Origin of the sequence: Mesorhizobium sp. M6A.T.Ce.TU.016.01.1.1, assembly GCF_003997065.1 — a bacterium.
Classification (GTDB): domain Bacteria; phylum Pseudomonadota; class Alphaproteobacteria; order Rhizobiales; family Rhizobiaceae; genus Mesorhizobium; species Mesorhizobium mediterraneum.
Window position 1 is genome coordinate 49,115 of record NZ_RZTJ01000024.1, and the last position, 22,148, is coordinate 71,262.

A 22,148-nucleotide genomic window follows, 5' to 3' on the forward strand; every position below is an offset into this window, starting at 1 on the left:
TTTGGCAGGTTGCAGGCTGTTGGCAGGCAGGATTTTCGCCGTTCGTCTGGGTCGACTATCGCCGACATTGGAGATTGGCCGAAGCCTTCCCAACTTCGTCATCCCAGGGCGAAGCAGGAGCGAAGCTCCGTCGCGGAGACCCTGGGATCCATGCCGTAACGCTAGTCAAAGAGTACAGCGGAGCAGAATTCTGCGCAGTGGCGGCGTTCCAATGTCATGGCATGGATCCTGGGGTCTGCGCCGCGTCGCTTCGCTCCTTGCTCCGCCCCAGGATGACGAAGCGATGGGCGTTTCGGCTAATCTCCAAGGCATGCGATCGCCAATACAAGCACGTCCGGCCTGTCAAAACTTCTGCGCTAAGGACCTAAGTCGGCTCACAACGCTCAGGCGCGTGCCGCATCGACGATGCGGAACTGCACCGTGCGGTTGCCGTTCCAGTGATTGCCCGACAGCGAACCGGCGACATGCACCGGCTTGCCCCTGTTCTTGAACAAGAATTCGCCGAGCGCCGTATCGACGGCGCGAAAGGCGATCGCCTGGATGCGGCCGCCGCTTTCCGACTGCAACTCGGCGCGGATGTGATTGGTGCCGACCGGCCTTGCATCGGCAAGGCGATGGCGCGGCAGCGCGAAGATCGGCGCGACATGCCCGGCGCCGAACGGGCCGGCTTTCTCCAGTGCATCGAGCAGGCCGAGCGTCGCGCCCTCGGCGGCCAGCGCGCCGTCGATCGCCAGGCTTTCCTCGCCTTGCAGCCGGAACACGTCGGCCGCCGCTCGTTCCTCGAAGAAGGCCCGGAGCGCGCCAAGTTTCGCCCGCTCCACAGTGATGCCGGCCGCCATGCCATGGCCGCCGCCTTTGACAATCAGCCCGGCAATGGCCGCCTCGCGCACCAACCGGCCAAGGTCGAAGCCCGACACCGAACGGCCTGAGCCCGTGCCGACGCCGTTGGCGTTGAATGCGATGGCGAAAGCGGGCCGGCGCGCATGGTCCTTGAGCCGCGAGGCCAGCAGGCCGACGATGCCCGGATGCCAATTGGAGCTGGCGGTGACGACGATGGCCGGTCCATTGCCGCCGGCAAGCTCGGCATCGGCCTCCACCCGTGCCGCGGCCAGCATTTCCAGCTCCATCTGCTGCCGTTCCTGATTGAGCCGGTCCAGCGTCTCCGCAATGGTGCGGGCCTCGACGGGATCGTCGGTCGCGAGCAGGCGGCTGCCGAGCGCTGCATCGCCGATGCGCCCGCCGGCATTGATGCGCGGGCCGATCAGATAGGCCAGATGGAAGGTGCTGACCGGCTCGCCGATGCGCGAGACCCGCGCCAGCGCCGCCAGTCCTTCGTTCCTTTGCTGGCGTGCCATCTGCAGCCCTTTGACCACGAAAGCGCGGTTGACGCCGGTCAGCGGCACCACGTCGCAAACGGTCGCCAGCGCCACGAGGTCGAGCAAGCCAAGCAGGTCCGGCGGTGCGGCATCCGGCAGCCGGTCGCGCAGGATCTTCGCCGTCTGCACCAGAGCCAGGAAGACGACGCCGGCGGCACAAAGATGGCCCTGCCCCGAAAGGTCGTCCTCGCGATTGGGATTGACAACCGCTACCGCCGCCGGCAACGGGCCGCCTAGCTGGTGATGGTCGAGCACTACGACATCGGCGCCGGCAGCCTTCGCCGCGTCGATGGAAACGGCGCTATTGGTGCCGCAATCGACGGTGACGATCAGCGTCGCGCCGCGCGAGACGAGCTCGCGCATGGCTTCCGGATTGGGGCCGTACCCCTCGAAGATGCGGTCCGGGATGTAGATCTCCGATGGCACCGAGAAATGTGTGAGAAACCGCTTGAGCAGCGCCGAGGAGGCCGCGCCATCGACATCGTAATCGCCGAAGATCGCCACCCTTTCCCTTGCAACGATTGCCGCGGCGATCCGGGCGGCGGCCTTGTCCATGTCGGTCAGCGACGCCGGGTTCGGCAAAAGGTCGCGGATGGTCGGATCAAGGAACCGCTCGGTCTGCTCGGCGGTCACGCCGCGTCCGGCAAGGACGCGCGCGACGATGTCCGGCACGCCATAGCCTTGCGCTATGGCAAGCGCGGTCATGTCCTGCCGCTCGGTCAGCCGGTGTTCCCAGGAAACACCAGTGGCCGACTGCCTTACATCGAGGAAGATACGGTTTTCGCCCGTCATGCGACGCGCCGTCTGCGGATTGTCATTTCTCACAATATGCGACGGCTAGCCGAGTCGGGAATCAAAACTTTTCCAGATCCTGGTGCCTTGCTTTGATCTCGCGCACGGTTCGTGACGACGAGCGCAGCACGATCGTATGCGTGGTGATGGAATTGCGGCCGAACTTGACGCCGGCCAGCATGTTGCCGTCGGTCACGCCGGTTGCGGCGAACAGCACATCGCCGCGCGCCATGTCTTGTGTGCGATAAACCCGCTTCGGGTCGGAAATGCCCATCTTGGCCGCGCGCTCCACCTTTTGCGGCGTGTCGAGGATCAGCCTTCCCAGAATCTGGCCGCCGGTGCAGCGCAACGCTGCCGCTGCCAGAACGCCCTCCGGCGCGCCGCCGGTGCCGAGATAGATGTCGATGCCGGTTTCATCCGGATCGGTGGTATGGATGACGCCGGCGACGTCACCATCGCCGATCAGCCGGATCGCAGCGCCCGTGGCGCGCACCGCTTCGATCAGCGCGCCATGGCGCGGCCGGTCGAGGATGCAGGCGGTGATCTCCGACACCGCCACGGCCTTGGCCCTGGCCAGGCTCGCGATGTTTTCGGCCGGCGAGGCATCGATGTCGATGACACCGTCCGCATATCCCGGGCCAACGGCGATCTTGTCCATATAGACGTCGGGCGCGAACAGGAGGCTGCCCTTTTCCGCAATGGCAATGACGGCCAGCGCATTGGGCAGGTTCTTGGCGCAGATCGTCGTGCCTTCGAGCGGATCCAGCGCGATATCGACCGCCGGGCCTTTGCCGGAGCCGACCTCTTCGCCGATGTAGAGCATCGGGGCCTCGTCGCGCTCGCCCTCGCCGATCACCACCGTGCCGTTGATGGCGAGACGGTTGAGCTCCTCGCGCATCGCGTCGACTGCGGCCTGGTCGGCGGCCTTTTCGTCGCCGCGTCCGCGCAGCCTGGCCGCCGCAACCGCGGCGCGTTCGGTGACACGCACCAGTTCCATGGTGAGTATCCGGTCAAGGCCGGCGACGATGTTCTGGGCAACGTTCATCGGTGGACAATCCTCGTTGGTGCATTGCCTCCCGCCAGAGGCGCGCTGGTTGTGTCAAAGCTCCATGACAACAGCAAGACCTGAGCGGGTCTTTTTTGAAAACACAACGATATCAATCGATTGAAAGGAAAGCGTAAATCTCTACTCTGCCCGCTCGATGCGAATGACTTGAGGCTTGTCGGTCAGATGGTCGTCCTTAGTTATGCCTTCGACGGCCTTGCGCACCGCAGCTTCTGTCGTCTCGTGGGTGACGAGGATGACCGTCTTCTGCAAAGCGGTATCCGGCCCGGCGGCGTGCTGCACGATCGATTCCAGCGAAATGTCGTTGTCGGCCATGCGCTTGGCGATGGCGGCAAAGACGCCGATGCGGTCATGCACGGTCAGCCGGATGAAATAGCCGCCGGCATGGCTGCGCATCTGCGCCTTCTTGTAAGGTCGCAATTCCTTCGCCGGCCGGCCGAAGACCGGACCGTGCTGGAAACCGGGCCGGCTCTTGGCGATGTCGGCAATGTCGCCGACCACTGCCGATGCGGTGGCATTGCCGCCGGCACCGGGACCGGAGAGCAAAAGCTCGCCAAGGATGTCGGTTTCGATGGCCACCGCATTGGTGACGCCGTGCACCTGCGCGATGACCGAGGCTGTCGGCACCATGGTCGGGTGCACGCGCTGTTCGATACCGCTTTCCGTGCGCTGGGCGACGCCGAGCAGTTTTATCCGGTAGCCGAGATCGCCGGCCGCTCGGATGTCGGCCTGGCTGATGTTGGAAATGCCTTCCATGTAGATGTCGTTGGCGGCAATCCTCGTGCCGAAGGCAAGGCTGGTCAGGATCGACAGCTTGTGCGCGGTGTCGTGGCCCTCGATGTCGAAGGTCGGGTCGGCCTCGGCATAGCCCAGCCGTTGCGCGTCCTTCAGGCAGGCGTCGAACGACAGGCCCTCGGCTTCCATGCGGGTCAGGATATAGTTGCAGGTGCCGTTGAGGATGCCGAAGACACGGGTTACCGAATTGCCGGCCATCGCCTCGCGCATCGTCTTGATGACCGGAATGCCGCCCGCCACCGCCGCCTCGTAATTGAGCAGCACGCCCCTCTTCTCAGCGATCTCGGCCAGCGCCACGCCATGCTTGGCGAGCAGCGCCTTATTGGCGGTGACGACGTGGCGGCCGGCTTCAAGCGCCGCTTTCACGGAAGAGCGCGACGGCCCCTCGTCGCCGCCGATCAGCTCGACGAGGACATCGATGTCGGCGGTCTGCGCCATTCCTACCGGATCGTCGAACCACTTGGCCGCGCCAAGATCGACGCCGCGGTCGCGTTTGCGATCGCGGGCCGAAACGGCTGCCACAACGACCTCGCGGCCGCATTGCCGCGTCAGTTCCGCCGCCTTGTCGCGCAGCACGCGCGCCACCGCCGCGCCGACGGTGCCGAGACCGGCAATTCCAACACGCAACGCTTCAGCCATGTCCGGCGACGCCCCTCAAGGATTTGGTCGATGTGATATCGGGCAACTCAACGATGCGCGGCGAGCGGCACCACATTGTTGGGCTGCTTGGCGCTGGACGCCAGGAAACGCTTGATGTTGCGCGCCGCCTGCCGGATCCGGTGCTCGTTCTCGACCAGCGCGATGCGCACATGGTCGTCGCCGTGCTCGCCGAAGCCGACGCCCGGCGCCACCGCCACGTCGGCGTGCTCGATCAGAAGCTTGGAGAACTCGAGCGAGCCAAGATGCTTGAACGGCTCCGGTATCGGCGCCCAGGCAAACATCGACGCCGCCGGCGCGGGAACAGTCCAGCCGGCGCGGCTGAAGGCGTCGACCATCACGTCGCGGCGCTTATGGTAGATGTCGCGCACTTCGGCGATGTCGGCGCCATCGCCGTTGAGCGCGTGCGCGGCCGCCACCTGGATCGGCGTGAAGGCGCCATAGTCGAGGTAGGACTTGACCCTGGTCAGCGCCGAGATCAGCCGCTCGTTGCCCACGGCAAAACCCATGCGCCAGCCCGGCATGGAAAAGGTCTTCGACATCGAGGTGAACTCGACCGCCACGTCGATCGCACCCGGCACCTGCAGCACCGAGGGCGGCGGATTGCCGTCGAAATAGATTTCCGAATAGGCAAGGTCCGACAGGATGATGATGTCGTTCTTCTTGGCGAAGGCCACCACGTCCTTGTAGAAATCGAGCGAGGCGACCTGCGCCGTCGGGTTCGACGGGTAATTGAGGATCAACGCCAGCGGCTTCGGGATCGAATGGCGGATGCCGCGCTCCAGCGCCGGAATGAAGCCATCGTCCGGCTCCACTTGCAACGAGCGGATGACGCCGCCCGACATGATGAAACCGAAAGCGTGGATCGGATAGGTCGGGTTGGGGCACAGGATCACGTCGCCGGGCGCGGTGATCGCCTGCGCCATGTTGGCAAAACCTTCCTTCGAGCCCAGCGTCGCCACCACTTGCGTGTCCGGGTCGAGTTTCACGCCGAAACGGCGGGCATAGTAGTTGGCCTGGGCGCGGCGCAGGCCGGGAATGCCGCGCGACGACGAATAACGATGCGTGCGCGGATCGCGCACGACCTCGCACAATTTGTCGACGATGGCCTTGGGCGTCGGCAGGTCCGGATTGCCCATGCCAAGGTCGATGATGTCGGCGCCGCGCGAGCGGGCACTGGCCTTCAGCCGGTTGACCTGCTCGAAGACATAGGGCGGAAGCCGGCGGACCTTGTGAAATTCTTCCATATCAATTCCAGAGGTGGGTCAATTCCAGAGGTGGTTTTCGGTCGCGCGATATAACCCTATTTGCAGGTAGGGTCGAGGGCGGGATCGCATTTGGCTTCGATCTGCTTCAGTGCATCGGCGCCGTGCTGCTTTGCCAGCGCGTTCAGCGTCGCCGGGTTCGTCACCCTGACAGCGCCGCCTTTCGAGCCTTGGGTCTGCTCGTCGGCCTTCAACTGGGCGAGCTTGGCGTTCTTTTCCGCGTCGGTGAACTGCTCCGCCGCCACCTTCGGCGGAATATTCAGGTTCGGATAGGTGCCGGTATCCTTCGGCCCGTCGGTAGCCGAGACCGGCGTGGCGCCTTCGATGTTGGTGCTCGAACAGCCGGCGATCGCCAGCAAAACGACCGCCGCGCCCATGCGGCAAAAACGACCAGTGCCAGAAAAACCGGTTTCGCCAATATTAATCGTCATATTGTTTCCTTAGGCAGCCGAGGTAGAGCGCATTGGACCCTGTCGGATGTCCCATGATAATATGTCAAGAAAACGCTTCGGGAGGAACCCCGCGAACCATGTCCAAAACACCCGATTCGGGCAAAGCGGAAGATGACCAGCCTTCGACCGTCGAGCAATATCTGGTGAAGGACCCGGAACGCTTCGCCTTGAACATGGCGCGCATGATCGAGCAGGCCGGCAAGGCGGCTTCCGCATGGGCCGAGCCGCGGGAAAAAGGCGACGTGCGCGATCATGTCGCCGAGCCGTTCGTCGACATGGTGAAAACCTTCTCCAAGCTCAGCGAATACTGGCTTTCCGACCCGCAGCGCGCGCTGGAGGCGCAGACGCGGCTGTTCTCCGGCTATATGACCGTCTGGGCCAACTCCATCCAGCGCATCAGCGCCGGCAGCGAAGATGCCGACGACGCGGTCAAGCCCGAGCGCGGCGACAAGCGTTTCCAAGACCCCGAATGGGCCCGCAACGCTTTCTTCGATTTTCTCAAGCAGGCTTATCTCGTCACCTCGCGCTGGGCGTCCGAGCTGGTCGAGCACGCCGATGGCCTGGACGAGCACACCCGCCACAAGGCCAGCTTCTACGTCAAGCAGGTGTCCAACGCCATCTCGCCGTCGAATTTCATCCTGACCAACCCGGAACTGTTTCGCGAGACAATCGCCTCGAATGGCGAAAACCTGGTGCGCGGCATGAGGATGCTGGCGGAGGACATTGTAGCCGGCAAGGGCGACCTGAAACTGAGGCAGGCCGATTATTCGCCCTTCGAGATCGGCAAGAACCTGGCCACGACACCCGGCAAGGTGGTGGGTCGCAGCGACGTCGCCGAGATCCTGCAATACGATCCGGCGACCGAGACCGTGCTCAAGCGGCCGCTGCTGATCTGCCCGCCATGGATCAACAAATTCTACATTCTCGATCTCAACCCGCAAAAATCCTTCATCCGCTGGGCGGTCGAGCAAGGCCACACCGTTTTCGTCATCTCCTGGATCAATCCGGACGAGCGGCACGGCACCAAGAGCTGGGAGGCCTATATCCGAGAGGGCCTGCAATACGGCCTGGACACGATCGAGAAGGCCACCGGCGAAAAGGACGTCAACGCCGTCGGCTACTGCGTCGGCGGCACGCTTATGGCGGCGGCCCTGGCGCTGATGGCGCAGGAAGGCGACCACCGCATCAAATCGGCCACCTTCTTCACCACCCAGGTCGATTTCACCTATGCCGGCGACCTGAAAGTGTTCGTCGACGAGGAGCAGGTCGCGGCCGTCGAAAAGGCGATGAACGAGAAGGGCTATCTCGACGGCACCAAGATGGCGACGGCCTTCAACATGCTGCGCTCGGGCGACCTGATCTGGCCCTATGTCGTCAACAACTACATGCGCGGCAAGGATCCGCTGCCCTTCGACCTGCTCTACTGGAACGCCGATTCGACCCGCATGGGCGCAGCCAACCATTCCTTCTACCTGCGCAATTGCTATCTCGAGAACAGACTTTCGCAAGGCATGATGGAACTGGCGGGCCGCGTGGTATCGCTGGGTGACATCACCATCCCGGTCTACAACCTCGCCTCGAAGGAAGATCACATCGCGCCGGCGCTTTCGGTATTCCTCGGCTCGAAGTATTTCGGCGGAGAGGTCGACTACGTCATGGCCGCCTCCGGCCACATCGCCGGCGTCGTCAATCCGCCGGCGGCGCAGAAGTATCACTACTGGACCGGCGGCAAGCCGGCGGGCGACTTCGACCAGTGGGTCGCCAACGCCACCGACCATCCCGGCTCCTGGTGGCCGCACTGGCAACGCTGGATCGAGGCCAGGGACAACACCCGCGTGCCGGCCCGCAAACCCGGCAAGCGCATGAAAACCCTGGGCGATGCGCCAGGCACCTATGTCAAGGTGCGTGTGTAACCTTCTGTAATGTGTGGTGAGTTGACGCGCCGGTAAAAGAGGACGAAATGGTGTCGTCAACCCTTAACTAGCCCCGATTCCTCTCTAGCCGTCGAAATACTCTGGGGCTTGCGGATTTGACACAGGTCTCGTTTCCGTTCGGGGACAAGGAATTATTTCGGCGAGACGTTGCGACGCCGCGCCAATGCCGTACCGGCCGGACATCGAGGGGGAATTTTGTTTTGAAATCAGCAGGATCGCGCCTCGCGAAGGGAGAACGCCGCACCATTGCCGCCGCGCTTTTCTCCGTGCTCCTGGCGTCCTGCACCTCGGCCGGCGACCCGTCCCTGTCGGTCGGCATGCCGGGGTACAACGCCTCCGCTACGGACATCGGCACCGCCCCCGGCGCCCAACAGGTCGCCGCCGATTCGTCGTCGCAGATCACGACTTCACAGATGACGATGACCGCCGAGGGCGATGCAAGCCTTCCCGAGCAGGTCGCTTATGTGCCGATGGCGAAGCCGGGCACCCAGGCGGGCGCCAAGTCCGATGCCGGCTTCCCGGTCACGGCTCCTGCGGGTGCCGAAGCGACTGCGGGCCAGACGCCGCAGCCACAGGAACAGTCCGCGCAGACGGTTGAGCAGGTCGACGCTGCTACGCAGAAGACACAAACAGCCGATGCCGGCACGGCCGCGCCGAAGTCCAAGGCCGAGGCCTCCGCGCCGGCGGTGAGCAATCCGGTCTATGTGACCGCCGGAGAGCCGCAACCGCAGGCCTATGCGCCGAAGAAGAAGGGGTTCCTCGCCTCTTTGTTCAGCGCCACGCCCGCCTCGGCGGCCCCGCAGGCCAACAACAGGTCGGGCGAGCAACCGGCGACCGCTCAGCTCAAGACGGAGGCGGCAAAACCGACCATCACTTTGGCCTCGGCCAAATCGGCTGAAAAGCCGGTGCAACTGGCCTCGATCGGCGATACCAGCCATTTCACCGACGACGCGCTGCCCGGCGTGCGCAAGACCGCACTCTTCGAGATCAAGCGCAAATCTGGCCTCGACGACGAGAGCGACGTCGATCTCAACGAGGATGAAGGCGGAGCCTATCAAGTGGCATCCGCTGCCGGCCTTGCCCGGCTGGCGCCCAACGGCCTTTTGAAGCAGACCGAGAATGTCGACGTTGCCTGCCTGAAGCCTTCGCTGGTCCGCGTGCTGAAGACGATCGAGGGTCACTACGGCAAGAAGATGATCGTCACCTCCGGCTACCGCGATCCGGCCCGCAACCGCCGCGCCAACGGTGCCAAGAATTCGCTGCACATGTATTGCGCCGCCGCCGACATCCAGGTTCCAGGCGTCTCGAAAGCGCAACTGGCAAGCTATGTCCGCAACATGCCCGGGCGCGGCGGCGTCGGCACCTACTGCCATACCGAATCCGTTCACATCGACGTCGGCCCCGAGCGCGACTGGAACTGGCGCTGCCGCCGCCGGCGGTAAGCTGGTTCTTCCTCTCGTTTTTGCAACATCCGCAGTGTGCCGCCCGAGGACGGCATGCGATGGCGCGTGGAACCGGGCCAAATCGCCGAAAACGCGCGGTTTTGCGGTCACTGAAAAAAGTTGTCGCAGGCGGCGGCAGACGGGTTGCCGGTTTGGTGCAACGCAACTATAAGCGCTCACATCTGAGCGCGCCCATCGTCTAGCGGTCAGGACACCGCCCTTTCACGGCGGTAACAGGGGTTCGATTCCCCTTGGGCGTACCAGACAAATCAAGCACTTTAAGCCTCTTCGGCCCGATTTCATCGAATATCCACCGAATAAACCCCCGCGAATTTCAGCGAACAGATTCGGCGTGAGCCGGAATCCGCCTTGTTGCTTTCCAAGGGTTCCCTGCCACTATCGGCAGGTCCGCGCGACATGGCCGCGACATGGGAGGGGCACTCGAATGGCCGACTACCGGGAGATTTCGCAGGAGTATGCGAAGAGCGCTATCGGCGCAGCGATGTTGATCAATGCCGGCGCGTCGGTCGCCGTTCTAAGCCAAGTGGCCGAGCTCTATAAGCTTGACCTGCTGAGTTCCGTTGTCTGGTCAGTCATGGCTTGGACCGTCGGCGTGGTCCTGGCAGCCCTCGCCTGGCCGACCGCCTTTCTGTCTTCGAGATTTGTGGACAAAAGCGAGAGAGACCAAGGCATGGAGCGAGCTTACCTAGAGGTATCAAATCGGTGGATGGCCGTTGGCCTAATCTTGGTCTTTGCCTCTATTCTTTGCTTCGCAGGAGGTGCGGCCTACATGGTGGCCCAATCTTCGTTTATATCGGAACATCCGCCGATTCCGGCCGCCTCGCCGTGAAAAAAGCCCGCGACCGTGAGGAAGCGCAAGCGCGCCGATGACAACCCGACCCGCCAACAGAAGATGGCCACAGGATATCGGTTTTTTCTTTTCGATAGCCTGCTTTTCGGCCGGCGTGGTGTGTACCTTTGTCCTCCGGAATCATGACGAGCCTTCTGACTCAAGCGTGGTTTGCACGATATTCCTGCTCATCAGGGTCTTTTTTACCCGCTACGGTCGGGCCAAATTCGAGGACCATTTCAGGGGTTTCAAAGAGGCCGGCTGGACGGAGGAGATGATCATCCAGGTTGGGCGCGCTCAAGCAGCGATCGCTGGAATTGTTTCACTGGTCTGCTTGATGACCATAGTCAAAAATTACCTCGTTCAGTAAGGCTTCTTCGGCCCGGCCTCTCGGAACTCGAATGCTGCTGGACCCATGGCAATGGGTTTTCCGTAGAGATTGGAAAGAATTTCCTGCCTGGCACATATTTGAAAAGCCCGCCACCTGAGGCAGCGGGCATTCCGATCAGACTTCGCGGAATAATGGTGGACCTGAGACGTTGTCGATAGAGAACACCCTACCAAAGGAGGTTATCGATATGCGCCTTTTCGTCCTGTTTTCGGTATTACTTTTGACTGCCTGCATGACAGCACCACGCGGCGCGGCTCCACCCGCACCGCCAACCGCGTCTACATCGAGCGGGAGCAATAGTGGCAGTGCCGGCGGTACTGGCGGTGGCGGCTACTAAAGACGCGAGCGACACTCAGTTTTGGAAATCGCAGAGAACGTTAATCGCGACGAACTGACCGCCCCAGCAAAAAAAGCCCGCCACCACCGGAGGCAGCGGGCTGTGGCCCTCATTTGAGCGTGATTAGATCCAGCGGTCCCGGCGCTGGCCGCCAGCCAGAAGAACAAGGCCCAACAGCAAGCCTACAGCCGCGCCCAGCATGAAGGCTGACGAAACCGTGCCAGGATTTTCTTGAACGACACCGGAAGCAGTAGACGCCCTATTGCGAAGTGCTTGCGTTGTCCGAGACACGCTATCGGCCGCGCCCTCATACCAACCAGTGGCTTCCTCGACCACCTCTTCAGCGCGCTCCGCGAGCGTCCGATTGATCTTGTTGATCTCGCGCTTCAGCTGCGCAACTTGCTTCTCCAAGGCTTCCTGAGCTTCGCGCTGCGTCTCCGTCGGTGTTGCGGCTTCGTTTGGGTCGTCGGCCATTGTGATCTCCCCTTTTGGTGGGGCTCAACGGACGCCGCGGCGTAAGGTTCCTCATCGAAAAAAACCCGCCACCGTGAGGCAGCGGGCTAAATCTTCTGCAAATTTGCGATAGATCAAATTATCTGGGGATCGTCCCATGTCGCATACCGCGGATGGCGCCGCGGTTCACCGAACACACGGCCAAGGATGCGGAAGCAGGATTTATCTCTGTTCATCATTCTGTATGAAGTCGCCATCCCGCCTATAAGCAACTTCTCGTCCTCGCTCCCTTCGGTCGCAAAACGCCCGCCGCAATCCCGGCCGGCGTTGGGGGGTATACCATCTCATTGCATGAGGATTGCCGCCCGCCCACATCGCGACGACAATGCAGCCGAGAAAGCGAAACAGACGGCAGCGCGTAGGTCTTCCGCGATCACGGAAGTTACATGAGTCGCCAAGGTCGGTACTTTCCAACGGCGGACCCCAATCCGCCCGGCCGGCGCCCTACAGGCAATCTACCCCAACGCCCCCCACAGTGGCGCCGGCCACTTTCAGCCCCCTCGTTCGAAAGTTGGCTTCCAATCGCGATTGCGCGCCCGCTGCTGGCCTTCGTAATCAGGAATGCATGTGAAGAACACCTGCCGGCGGTCACGGCCGGCAGCCTTGCAATTTGACCAGACAAAGAGCCCGGCTAGGTCGTCATGCATCGAGCCCTGGTCACGGCCGAGCCTGTCAATCAGCGCCTGGATGTCGAAGCGCTATGATTAGCTCTCACTAATATGCTATACGCAAAATGGTGAGGGGCTAGTTCCATGAGACAGCTAGGACACATTGCATTGGCGTGGCTTGTGTTGCCCGGCGATGCAGATGCCCATGATTGGTATACGGGCAAGACTGATCCCGTTCTTTACTATGACTGCTGCGGAAACAAGGATTGCCACCCGATCGATTCCAACGACGTCAGGATGACTAAAGACGGCTATTTCGTCAGGCTGCCGCGCCCCGCTTACTTGAATGAAACCCAGGAAGCGGAGTTGTTTATCCCCAGAGAGCGTGTCCAGACCTCGCCTGATGATCGATACCATATATGCGAACGACTAATGACGTTCTATCGAACGATCATTCCCCGTTTGGAGTTCGAGGCCTATCGCAGATTCAGATGGACGTGCTTCTTCGCACCCCGAGGGACAAGTTCAATCCCGCCGGATGAGATCTACTCGCGGCTTTTGGATTTCAAACTTACCCACGACCCATATTAGAGATGGCTTGAATTTTGTGCTAAGCAGGATCATGAATTCCGGCATTTGTCATCGTCCCAGAAATCCTGCAGCGAAGCGTGCCTTAGGTCTTCCTCGCCGCGCAAGTGCTTCACCCGGGCTTTGATCCCCGGCTTAACCCACTGTGTTGACGGCCGCTTTGGCATATCTTTGGGCGGTGGCCCGGCATGTTCCTGGACGCGCTGCCACAGCCGCTCCCGCATCTCGCGATTGACGCTGACAGAGGCGCTGCCGACATATTTCCGGGTGCCTGGCTCGGCCATCAGGGCGAATGCCGGCTTTCCAGCCTCACGCTCGACGCCGAGCAGCTCGAATTCCCCGACGGTGTAGCATTTTGTCATCAGCCAGTTGGTCGAAGGGCCGCTGCGATACTTGCTGTCTCGACGCTTGGACACCATTCCCTCAAGGCCGGCCTGGTCGATCAGGCGATAGATCGCATTGGCGTCGCCCGGAAGCGCCTGGCTGAACTGGATGTGGATGTTTGGCGGGATGATGCCGGCAAGGATGTCGCGGCGCTCCTGCAGCGCCATGTCGCGCAGGTCGTGCCCGTTGAGGTGCAGCAGATCAAAGGCAACAAAATAAAGATCGTGCTGGCGCCGCGTGATGGCCTTGCGCAAAGCTGCGAAATCCGACAGGCCGGCATCATTGAGCCCGATGATCTCACCGTCGATGATGGCGCTGTCCGCATCGAGCGACTTCGATGCGGCGGCCAGGTCGCGGTATTTCGCCGTCCAGTCCAAGCCACGGCGGGTGAAAATGCGCGTTCCGCTTTCGTCAACGATCATTTGCGACCGGTAGCCGTCGAACTTGAGCTCATGTAGCCACACGCCGCTTTCGGGAGGCTTCTCCACCAAAGTCGGCATTAGTGGCGGCACAAACATCAAACGCATGCATTGACTCGCAAAACTGCGATTCAATTAGCATGCGCTTAATTAGTTCCCATTTTAACGAATCGTTGACCGCGCTGTCCCAGAATAGGACGGCGCGGTCAAACCCAACCGGATTGCGCAGGCGGCTCCGGCAATTCAGCACCCCGCCTCACTGTCGGAGCCGCTTCCACACTCCTCTAAATACCAGCAACGGTTGAATCAACTGTTACCGCACGTGCTTTCCAATGCGCTTTCCCAGTCGTTAGACTTTGATGGAACAGGGCCTCGCCTTCACGGTTGACGCTGAGACAGTCCATCTCTGCGAGGAAGCATGAACGGCCAAGATAACATCTGCAATGCCCGGGCCGCCCTCAAACTGGTCCGTATGGCGATTGAACAGACCTGCCCCGCTGGCGTGTTACCTAGCGAGGAGGCTGTCCTGCTGTTCTATCATCCCGAGCCGATCCACGAGGGCGAAGCGCTTGCCAAAGCCGTCATTGAGACGGGTCGAGAGACTAACCCGATGAATGCGCACATGATCGAGAAGACACCATGACTCATGAGTTGCAGAGAACTTGCCCGCGACGCCAGCATAACCTGTATTTCGCCGCAGGATGTCCGGGAGTTGCTCGATGGCCGGCACGAGAGCGGCCCGGCCAATGTTCTTCGAGGTGAACAAAGGCCGGGCCTGATCTAGTTTCCTGTGCGTAGCTCCGTCAGGTCACAGCGAATGATGCTGCCATGGGAAATGGCTGGCGAGCTGCGTTTGAGCTGCGTCTCCCGTCCCGTCGCTGTCCAAGGAGAGCGACCCGGTTGAACTGTCGTAGCTGACATGGTCGGACCGATCATGCGCAGCCGTACCGGCAGACGAAGCGTCGGAAAGCCCTCCCGACTTGAGCCCGTCAAGGAAGGCCTGGTCGAAGTGAGGGTTGTCCTGCAGCTTGTCCTGGAGCTTTTCCTGGAGCCAGCTGAAGTCGAAGGCGTCATTGCCCCCGCGGCCGGACATGATCTCGGCGGCGCCGCCCTTGCTGGCGTTGGCGCCGACATTTTCATCGCCCTGGACGGTGTGGGCGAACCCGTTGCCGGCCGTTTTATCGTGTGGACCGGCGAGAGACTCCGAGCCGCTAGAAAGGGCGGCCAACACCCGGTCGACACTGCTGCCTGCCTTGTCGCCGGCGACATGGGAGGTGTCGCTGCCGTCATCGCCGGTGGTGACGTCCGAAGGGACAGCCGCAGTGGAGCTGCTGTCGCTCGTGGTGGTGTCGGAAGCGGCGGTCACAGTAGAGCTGTCGTCGCTAGCGGTGGTGTCGGAAGCGGCGGCCGCAGTAGAGCTGTCGCGGATGGTGGCGTCGGCAGGGACAGTCACAGTAGAGCTGTCGTCGCTAGCGGTGGTGTCGGAAGCGGCGGCCGCAGTAGAGCTCTCGTCGCTCGTGGTGATGTCGGAAGCGGCGGCCGCTGTAGAGCTCTCGTCGCTAGTGGTGGCGTCGGCAGGGACAGTCACAGTAGAGCTGTCGTCGCTCGTGGGGATGTCGGAAGCGGCGGCCACAGTAGAGCTGTCGTCGCTCGTGGTGGCGTCGGAAGCCGCGGCCGCAGTAGAGCTGTCGTCGCTGATGGTGGCGTCGGCAGGGGCAATCACGGTAGAGCTGTCGTCGGTCGTGGTGACGTCGGAAGCGGCGGTCCCAGCGGTGCTGAGATTGTGTTCCCGGAAAACGGCTTGCAGTTCCGGGGAGCTCTCAAGTGCGACGTCGCCTTCCTGCGAACCCCAGGCATAGGCAAAGTCGAATTCGGGCGACGGAACCAGTTCGTCCCAGTGGTCCATCATCGTCTGCAGCTGATCCGCCGTCGGCATGACGTATTTGCCGCCCGTGTTGGTCGTCCAATTGCCGCCGCCAAAGGTCTGATGGATCGGAACGATCTGGCTGGTCGGGATGCCCGACTCCACCGCTGCAGCCACGGTTCTGTCGATCATGTCGTAGTCGACCGTGTCTGTGCCCGTGCGCACCGGATAAGCGCTTATTCCAAACAGATCGATATGCGTGTTGTCATAGTTGTAGGTGTTGGAAAAATCCGGGTTTTCGGCAGACCCCATGTCCATCGCGGTGATGAAGGTCTTGGCTTCTGGCATACGAGAGTGGATCCAGTCGGATTCGGCTTTCAAGTCCTCAGCGTCTACCTGTGTGTGGTATTGGCCGGTGGGATCCGGCTCGTCGACGAGAAAAAACCCAAATACCTTCGGATTGCCAAGGAAGGGGGTGACTTTGTCGATAAAGGACTGGGTTACGCCCTCGCCCTCGTTGAGCCAGACCATAGCCTTCGTGCCATCCGGCAGCTCGTTGACCTGGTCAATGTATTGAACGTCAACCAGATTGAAACCGGCGCTTGCGACTTCTGTGGCGGACCCACCTGCTGCGAAATGAAGTGCCATTTATATTCCTTTTTTTCTTAGCGCCCCGCGGTGCCTGCCTACTAGACGGCGTATATTAGCGCCAAATCAAATACCCGCACCCCTCTGATAGAATTTTTGAGATTTTTGGTATTGCATCGAGTGTCGCAGCCCGGATTTCACCGCACAAAGTGCGCGCTCCTGCCAATGTCGATTTCGTGGAAACAATCCGTAGACAGTCTTGATAAACTATCAAAATATTCCTTTTTTGTTCCTAGGCGTACCGATCCGTTCGACGCGCTTGGTAACGCAAATATCAACATTTGTTGTTTCTGACTGCTGCAATCACTGTCTCCTGCTGACGCATCTGCTCGATTTTTGCGCTCTGGCGGGCAGTCACAACGAGGCGACGCTGGCCGCCTCATAGCCAGTTTGGACTATTTGTTTGAACAATCTTGCCCCGGGCGATCGCAGTTTGCGATGTCACGCTGGCGACGGTGCCCATTGCCGCGTTTGAGTTCGGGATAGGTTCGTTGTCTCCCCTGCCGCGGCAAGCCGCTCAAACGACTCGGCGCCGCCTCGTCACGGTGCCGGTTGGGGCCAGCGCTGTAACGCAGCACGGCCAACGTCCGTAAGCGCATACACCCCGCGCTCGGCCCTGGCGAACCAGCCATAGACATTGTGAAGCAGGATATTGGCGGCGCGCGGCGAAATGGTTTTCAGGTCGCGCGGGCGCTTCGGGCCGTCCACCATGGCAGCGGCGCAGGCCAGCGCATCCTGCCGGTAAGCGGTCATTATCGGCGTTCGCGAGCCGCCGCCGACGACAGGGTCGCCGCGCCGGCGCTGATGCTCGTCCACCAGGCGCGATCTTCGCCTCGGATCTCGCCGGGGCGGCAAGGCTGCCGGGCTGAGCAGCAATTCAACGTTGCCGGCGGAACCAACCCCCAGAAGGCCGAAACCGAGCCGCCGGCAGAGTGCGCGGAACCGGCGATCGTGCTCCCGGCCTTTGCCGCGGGCCGACATCCTCGCCGCGAGCCAGACCTCGTCGCACGACGCGGCACGATCGACACCTTGAAGTACGAGTTCGAGGTTGAATTGCAGTTTCAATTCACAGATGACGACCACGGGCGGTTCGCCGTCGCGCAGTCCCACGACATCGCAGCCGCCAACTTCGCCTTTGACGGTGAATTCCAGGCTCTCAAGAAACCGCTTCACCGGCATGTAAAGAGACGTTTCCTGCATGCCGGAGCCATAGCCGATTCGTGAGCGGGTGGCACAGAGCCACTTAGTCATACCAATAACGCACCCAACGGTCTTTGTAGAAACCATTCCAAAAATTGACATCGAAACCAGAATTTGTAATTTCTCTATCATCGGCTGAACACGGGAAAGGGAGAGGTCCGGTGTCGATCCGCGAAGAGTTGGCTCATACCACCCTGGTCCTCACATCCGCCGAAGCCAAGATCGTGCAGGTCCTCCTTGCCGACTATCCGATGTCCGGCCTCGGGACTGCCTCGCGCCTGGCAAAGGCAGCGGGCGTCAGCGACCCGACGGTCATGCGCCTCATGGTCAAGCTGGGCTATGGCGGCTTTGCCGCCTTCCAGGCCAAGCTTCTGGCGGAAATCGAATCCCGCCTGCACTCTCCTTTGCTGATGATGGAGGCGAAGCGGCCTGCCAATTCGAGCGAAGGCACGGTCAACGACTACTTCCATTCGGTTTCCGACAGCCTGGAGCGAACGCGCACGGCGGTTCCTTCGCAGAGCTACGGCCGCGCCGCCAGGATGCTGCTCGACTGCAAGGGCCAGGTCGTGCTGCTCGGCGGACGCTTCAGCCGCCACATCGCCTCGATGCTCGCGGGCTATCTCGTGCAGTTCCGTCCCGGCGTGCACGATATCGGCGCACTGGCGCCGACGGATTTCGATCTGCTGATCGATCTCGGCAAGCGCGACCTGCTCGTCGTTTTCGACTATCGCCGCTACCAGTCCGACGTGGTGAGCTTCGCCCGTCAGGCGCGCGAGCGGGGCATGGGCATTCTGCTCTTCACCGATCCTTGGCTCTCGCCGATCTCCGAACACGCCGATCTGACGCTGATCGCGGCAATTGAGGCCAACTCGCCGTTCGACACGCTGGCGACGGCCGTCGTCCAGATGGAGACCGTGTTTGCCCATGCGCTGGAGAGCGAAGGCCAGACGGTGCGCAAGCGCATCGAGGACATCGAAGGGATCCGCCGCGCCAATGGCGTAACGCTCGACGCCTCGGATTTCACCGGGCCGGGTGACCGCAGGACAGTCGCCGGGGACCCGGCCAAATGGGCAGCGCCGTTCGTCAGGGGCAAACCCAAATCGACATAGCCCGCGGCCGATATGATCGGCGCAGCATGAGCGGCTGAACCACCCTGCACACCAAGAGACAATCGCGAACGCCGCAAAGGCACGAAAGGACATCGACATGCTGGACAGGGATGCGGCCGTCGCCGCCGCGCAAGCCGAGATCGACAAGGATCGCGACTGGGTGATCGGCCTCACCAGCGATATGGTCAAAATCCCCTCGGTGAATCCCAAGTTCGAAACCCGGCAAGGACTGAACCGCGAGGCCGACGTGCAGGCGCTGCTGGAGCCGATCCTCAAGGCGGACGGCTTTTCGACCGAACAATGGGACGCGCTGCCGGGGCGCCCCAATCTGGTCGGCGAATGGGCCGGCGATGAGGAGCGCAGCCTGATCCTGTGCGGCCATATCGATGTCGTGCCGGTCGGCGAAATGAAGAACTGGTCGGTCGATCCGTTTGGCGGCGATATCACGAACGGGCGCCTCTATGGCCGCGGCGCGGTCGACATGAAGGGCGGTGTCGCGGCTTGCATCGCGGCGGCACACGCCATCCGCAAGGCCGACATCAAGCTCCAGGGCCGGCTGGCGATCCACACGGTGGTCGACGAGGAAGCCGGCGGCTTCGGCGCCATGGATGCGGTCGCCAGGGGCAAGCTCGCCAAGGCGGTGCTGGTCGCCGAGCCGACCTGGGGCGACGTGCTGCCGGTCGAGGGCGGGCTCGAATGGGCGCGGGTGACGATCCGCGGCCGCAACGCGCATTCGGCGCTGCGCTACAATGAGATCTATCCGCAGCGCCACGACAAGGACCGGCTGGAACCCGGCGTCAACGCAATCGAGATCGCCGCGCGCTTCATCGCCGCCGTGCGCCAATACGAGCTCGACCGCACGCGGGCCAGATCGCATCCGCTGCTGCCGCTCGGCATGAACACGATCAACATCGGGGTGATGCAGGGCGGCACCGGACTAGGCGAGAACGGCCTGCCGACGGTGATGACCAACCCGGCGATCATTCCGGACGTCGCGGTTCTCGATCTCGATATGAAATTCCTGCCTGATGAGAATTCAGCCGATTATCGCCGCGATTTCGAGACTTTCGTGCATCATTTCGCTGCCACCGACGCCTGGCTGCGTGAAAACCCGCCGACCATCCAGTGGGAGCTGGGCGGCCTGTACTTCCCGCCGATGAACACCTCGCCGGATCATCCGCTGGTCCGGTCGCTCGTCGCCAACAAGGCGCGCATCGGCAAGAAGCCTGAGGTGAAGGGCTTCGTCGCCGTATGCGACGCCGCGCACTATGCCGGCGCAGGCGTCGACGGCGTCATCTTCGGTCCGTCCGGCGACGGTTTTCATGGCGCCGACGAATATGTCGAGATCGATTCGGTGGTGGAGACCGCCAAGGTCATCGCCGCCTCCGTCATCGACTGGTGCGGCGTCCGCTAGACTCGAGTTGGTTAAGGTGTGTTGAGATTCAGGTCAGGCCGAGTCGAAAATGGTGGGTTCCGAGAACCGGAGCGCAGCGTACTTTTGGGTACGTGAGCACCGGAAGCGCAGGAAGCTGCCATTTGCAGGCCGGCCTCACCTGAATATCAGCGCACCTTGATGCGGTCGGCCACCACCGTCCATGCGGCGCGGATCATGCCGACCAGGCCGCTTGGGTAGACCAGCATGATGACGATGATGAGCAGCGCCGAGATCATCAGCCGCCATGCGCCGAAATCGGCCATCGCCTCGGAAAAGACGGTGAGCACGAAGGACGCGATGATCGCTCCGTAGATCGTGCTCGTTCCGCCGAGCAGCACCATCGACAGGATGATGGTCGCCAGGCTCATGCCGAACACGTCGATCGAGGCATTGCGCTGGTAGGCGGCATAGAAGGCCCCGGCAATTCCGGTGAAGAAGGCGCTTGCCGCCAGCGTCACCATGCGCTGCCGGACCAGCGAGACGCCGCGGCTGATGGCGTATTCCTCATTGTCGCGCAGCGCCACGATGCTGGCGCCCGCTCGAGAGCGCACGAACAGCCGCAAAAACAGCGTGCTGAGCACCAGAAGTGTCAGCGCGATGTAGAAATAGCCGATCTTGCCGTCGCGGATCATGTTGTGGTCGAAAAGATAGAGGCCGGGCACCCGCACCAGACCTTGCGTGCCGCCCGTCAGGTCCGACTGGCTGATGATGACCTGCATGACGAGCTGTGCGAAGCCGAAAGTGACCAGGATGATATAGATGCCCTTCAGCCTCAGGATCGGAATGGTCACCACCACGGCCGCCACGGTGGCGATCACGCCGCTCGCCACAAGCGCGATCCACGGATCGATGCCGGCCTGCTTGGCGAGCAGGCTGTAGGCATAGACGCCGATGCCGAACAGCGCCAGATGGCCGAAATTGAAGACACCGCCATAGCCGAGGCTGAGGTCCCAGTTCGAGGCGACGATGGCGTAGATGAAGATCATGATCAGCACATGCCGGCTGTAGCTGTCGCCGAAGACGAGCGGCAACAGGGCAAGCAGCAGGAACCCCGCCACGAAGCCGATCGCCTCGCGGTTCCAGGCGACGCGGCCAGGAGCAGACGGGATGGCGATGTCGAGGAGCGTCATGCGAGCCCCCTGGAACGACTGGCGAAAATACCCTCCGGGCGCACCATGAGCGTCGCGATGAGCACGAGGAAAAGCAGTGCCGGCGTCCAGTAGAGGCCGAAATAGTAGTTGCTCGCCGCCTCGAAGAACCCGATCAGGTAGGCAGCGAAGATCGGTCCTGAAATGCTTGAAATACCGCCGAAAACCACCACGATCAGTGCCTTGAGCAGCGGGTCGGCACCCATCGACGGGTTCATGAAGCGGTAGCCGCCCATGAAGATCCCGGCCAGCCCGGCCAGCGACGCGGCGATGGCGAAGGCAAGTCCGTAAAGCGCCGTGACGTTGAGACCGACGAGCTGGCTCGCATCCTCGTTCTGTGCGACCGCCCTGAGCGCAAGGCCGAGCCGCGTGCGGTTGAGGAACGACCACAGCGCCGCGAGGATCAGCGGCGTGATGACGATGATCGCGATCTGGTGCAGCGACACGCCGACACCGGCGATGGTGGTGTTGCCCTCGATCAGGCTCGGCAGTTGCTTGGAGCGTGGCCCCCAGACCGTCAGTGCCCCGTTCTCCATCAGCGAGCCGGCAGCCAACGTGGTGATGACGACGACCAGCACGATGTTGGGACGGCCGATCAGCGGCCGCACCACCGAGGCCTGCAGGATCCAGCCCGCGCCGGCCATGACGATGACGGCGAGTGGAAAAGCGATCACCACCGGCAGGCCGAAGGCGACGAGCTGCCAGGCGAAATAGGCGCCCAGCATCATGAACACGCCGTGGCTGAAGTTGAACACGCCGATCGTCGTCCAGACGAGCGCCAGCCCGACCGCCATCATGGCGTAGAGCGAGCCCTGGAACAGGCCGCCAAAGAAGATATCCGAAAACATGCTCATGCCCGAACCCTGTCCAATCCT

17 protein-coding genes and 1 tRNA gene are annotated in these 22,148 nt (G+C 62.1%); 7 read left to right on the forward strand and 11 right to left on the reverse strand.

From position 1 onward, the window contains the following. Positions 1–383: 383 nt before the first annotated feature. The 5 genes from recJ to EOC94_RS28630 form a co-directional block, all read right to left on the reverse strand. The gene (gene recJ / locus EOC94_RS28610) at positions 384–2,168 is read right to left on the reverse strand and encodes a single-stranded-DNA-specific exonuclease RecJ (protein WP_095485411.1); all 1,785 of its coding nucleotides are present in this window, start codon (positions 2,166–2,168) and stop codon (positions 384–386) included. A gap of 61 nt (positions 2,169–2,229) precedes the next feature. Then, positions 2,230–3,213, reverse strand: coding sequence for a class II fructose-bisphosphatase (gene glpX, locus EOC94_RS28615; RefSeq protein WP_126106357.1), 984 nt, complete (start codon positions 3,211–3,213; stop codon positions 2,230–2,232). Positions 3,214–3,354: 141 nt separating this feature from the next. Continuing rightward, positions 3,355–4,668 carry a homoserine dehydrogenase gene (locus tag EOC94_RS28620; RefSeq protein ID WP_127294839.1) on the reverse strand — a complete coding sequence of 438 codons (1,314 nt, stop codon included), beginning with the start codon at positions 4,666–4,668 and terminating at the stop codon, positions 3,355–3,357. A 47-nt stretch (positions 4,669–4,715) separates the two neighbouring features. Then, on the reverse strand, positions 4,716–5,933 hold the full coding sequence (locus tag EOC94_RS28625) for an LL-diaminopimelate aminotransferase (protein WP_127294841.1): 1,218 nt from the start codon (positions 5,931–5,933) through the stop codon (positions 4,716–4,718). 56 nt (positions 5,934–5,989) lie between these two features. Further along, positions 5,990–6,382: a hypothetical protein gene (locus EOC94_RS28630; protein ID WP_126106355.1), complete on the reverse strand. Its 393-nt coding sequence runs from the start codon at positions 6,380–6,382 to the stop codon at positions 5,990–5,992. A gap of 98 nt (positions 6,383–6,480) precedes the next feature. Here EOC94_RS28630 and phaC point away from each other — a divergent pair, with 98 nt between their 5' ends. From phaC to EOC94_RS28650, 4 genes are all read left to right on the forward strand, one after another. Then, positions 6,481–8,316, forward strand: coding sequence for a class I poly(R)-hydroxyalkanoic acid synthase (phaC, locus tag EOC94_RS28635; RefSeq protein WP_127294843.1), 1,836 nt, complete (start codon positions 6,481–6,483; stop codon positions 8,314–8,316). 338 nt (positions 8,317–8,654) lie between these two features. Further along, entirely contained in the window at positions 8,655–9,779 is a 1,125-nt protein-coding gene (locus EOC94_RS28640) for a YcbK family protein (RefSeq protein ID WP_245465674.1), read from the forward strand. Between the two features lie 188 nt (positions 9,780–9,967). Then, positions 9,968–10,042 (forward strand) — tRNA-Glu (locus tag EOC94_RS28645). Between the two features lie 182 nt (positions 10,043–10,224). Next, positions 10,225–10,629, forward strand: a complete 405-nt coding sequence (locus EOC94_RS28650; RefSeq protein WP_127294847.1) for a hypothetical protein — start codon at positions 10,225–10,227, stop codon at positions 10,627–10,629. Between the two features lie 851 nt (positions 10,630–11,480). On the opposite strand, the gene EOC94_RS28655 is transcribed toward EOC94_RS28650, so the two are convergent. Further along, positions 11,481–11,831 carry a hypothetical protein gene (locus EOC94_RS28655; protein WP_127294849.1) on the reverse strand — a complete coding sequence of 117 codons (351 nt, stop codon included), beginning with the start codon at positions 11,829–11,831 and terminating at the stop codon, positions 11,481–11,483. Between the two features lie 1,267 nt (positions 11,832–13,098). Continuing rightward, on the reverse strand, positions 13,099–13,977 hold the full coding sequence (locus tag EOC94_RS28660) for an ATP-dependent DNA ligase (protein ID WP_095485422.1): 879 nt from the start codon (positions 13,975–13,977) through the stop codon (positions 13,099–13,101). A gap of 310 nt (positions 13,978–14,287) precedes the next feature. Between EOC94_RS28660 and EOC94_RS28665 the strand changes: the two genes are divergently transcribed. Next, entirely contained in the window at positions 14,288–14,512 is a 225-nt protein-coding gene (locus EOC94_RS28665; RefSeq protein ID WP_127294851.1) for a hypothetical protein, read from the forward strand. A 165-nt stretch (positions 14,513–14,677) separates the two neighbouring features. Here the strand turns inward: EOC94_RS28665 and EOC94_RS34220 are convergent, their stop codons facing one another. After that, positions 14,678–16,381, reverse strand: coding sequence for a calcium-binding protein (locus EOC94_RS34220; protein WP_185928342.1), 1,704 nt, complete (start codon positions 16,379–16,381; stop codon positions 14,678–14,680). 540 nt (positions 16,382–16,921) lie between these two features. Continuing rightward, the gene (locus tag EOC94_RS28675) at positions 16,922–17,581 is read right to left on the reverse strand and encodes a DUF2161 family putative PD-(D/E)XK-type phosphodiesterase (RefSeq protein WP_095485424.1); all 660 of its coding nucleotides are present in this window, start codon (positions 17,579–17,581) and stop codon (positions 16,922–16,924) included. A 161-nt stretch (positions 17,582–17,742) separates the two neighbouring features. Here EOC94_RS28675 and EOC94_RS28680 point away from each other — a divergent pair, with 161 nt between their 5' ends. Continuing rightward, positions 17,743–18,690 (forward strand): MurR/RpiR family transcriptional regulator, encoded by a 948-nt coding sequence (locus EOC94_RS28680; protein ID WP_095485425.1) that lies wholly within the window; start codon positions 17,743–17,745, stop codon positions 18,688–18,690. Positions 18,691–18,787: 97 nt separating this feature from the next. Then, positions 18,788–20,104, forward strand: coding sequence for an ArgE/DapE family deacylase (locus tag EOC94_RS28685; protein ID WP_126106351.1), 1,317 nt, complete (start codon positions 18,788–18,790; stop codon positions 20,102–20,104). A 146-nt stretch (positions 20,105–20,250) separates the two neighbouring features. Here EOC94_RS28685 and EOC94_RS28690 read toward each other — a convergent pair whose 3' ends face one another. Together EOC94_RS28690 and EOC94_RS28695 are read right to left on the reverse strand one after the other, a co-directional pair. After that, positions 20,251–21,255 carry a branched-chain amino acid ABC transporter permease gene (locus EOC94_RS28690; RefSeq protein ID WP_127294853.1) on the reverse strand — a complete coding sequence of 335 codons (1,005 nt, stop codon included), beginning with the start codon at positions 21,253–21,255 and terminating at the stop codon, positions 20,251–20,253. After that, positions 21,252–22,127, reverse strand: a complete 876-nt coding sequence (locus EOC94_RS28695; protein ID WP_095485428.1) for a branched-chain amino acid ABC transporter permease — start codon at positions 22,125–22,127, stop codon at positions 21,252–21,254. The genes EOC94_RS28690 and EOC94_RS28695 overlap by 4 nt, the downstream gene beginning before the upstream one ends. Positions 22,128–22,148: the final 21 nt, after the last annotated feature.

What these genes read in the sequence shown, in the direction of transcription:
- EOC94_RS28695 (WP_095485428.1), bottom strand. Translation starts at nt 22,127, where the DNA reads ATGAGCATGTTTTCGGATATCTTCTTTGGCGGCCTGTTCCAGGGCTCG.
- EOC94_RS28665 (WP_127294851.1), top strand. Translation starts at nt 14,288, where the DNA reads ATGAACGGCCAAGATAACATCTGCAATGCCCGGGCCGCCCTCAAACTG.
- glpX (WP_126106357.1), bottom strand. Translation starts at nt 3,213, where the DNA reads ATGAACGTTGCCCAGAACATCGTCGCCGGCCTTGACCGGATACTCACC.
- EOC94_RS28690 (WP_127294853.1), bottom strand. Translation starts at nt 21,255, where the DNA reads ATGACGCTCCTCGACATCGCCATCCCGTCTGCTCCTGGCCGCGTCGCC.
- recJ (WP_095485411.1), bottom strand. Translation starts at nt 2,168, where the DNA reads ATGACGGGCGAAAACCGTATCTTCCTCGATGTAAGGCAGTCGGCCACT.
- phaC (WP_127294843.1), top strand. Translation starts at nt 6,481, where the DNA reads ATGTCCAAAACACCCGATTCGGGCAAAGCGGAAGATGACCAGCCTTCG.
- EOC94_RS28685 (WP_126106351.1), top strand. Translation starts at nt 18,788, where the DNA reads ATGCTGGACAGGGATGCGGCCGTCGCCGCCGCGCAAGCCGAGATCGAC.
- EOC94_RS28620 (WP_127294839.1), bottom strand. Translation starts at nt 4,668, where the DNA reads ATGGCTGAAGCGTTGCGTGTTGGAATTGCCGGTCTCGGCACCGTCGGC.
- EOC94_RS28625 (WP_127294841.1), bottom strand. Translation starts at nt 5,933, where the DNA reads ATGGAAGAATTTCACAAGGTCCGCCGGCTTCCGCCCTATGTCTTCGAG.
- EOC94_RS28640 (WP_245465674.1), top strand. Translation starts at nt 8,655, where the DNA reads ATGCCGGGGTACAACGCCTCCGCTACGGACATCGGCACCGCCCCCGGC.
- EOC94_RS34220 (WP_185928342.1), bottom strand. Translation starts at nt 16,381, where the DNA reads ATGGCACTTCATTTCGCAGCAGGTGGGTCCGCCACAGAAGTCGCAAGC.
- EOC94_RS28675 (WP_095485424.1), bottom strand. Translation starts at nt 17,581, where the DNA reads ATGCAGGAAACGTCTCTTTACATGCCGGTGAAGCGGTTTCTTGAGAGC.
- EOC94_RS28655 (WP_127294849.1), bottom strand. Translation starts at nt 11,831, where the DNA reads ATGGCCGACGACCCAAACGAAGCCGCAACACCGACGGAGACGCAGCGC.
- EOC94_RS28660 (WP_095485422.1), bottom strand. Translation starts at nt 13,977, where the DNA reads ATGCGTTTGATGTTTGTGCCGCCACTAATGCCGACTTTGGTGGAGAAG.
- EOC94_RS28630 (WP_126106355.1), bottom strand. Translation starts at nt 6,382, where the DNA reads ATGACGATTAATATTGGCGAAACCGGTTTTTCTGGCACTGGTCGTTTT.
- EOC94_RS28650 (WP_127294847.1), top strand. Translation starts at nt 10,225, where the DNA reads ATGGCCGACTACCGGGAGATTTCGCAGGAGTATGCGAAGAGCGCTATC.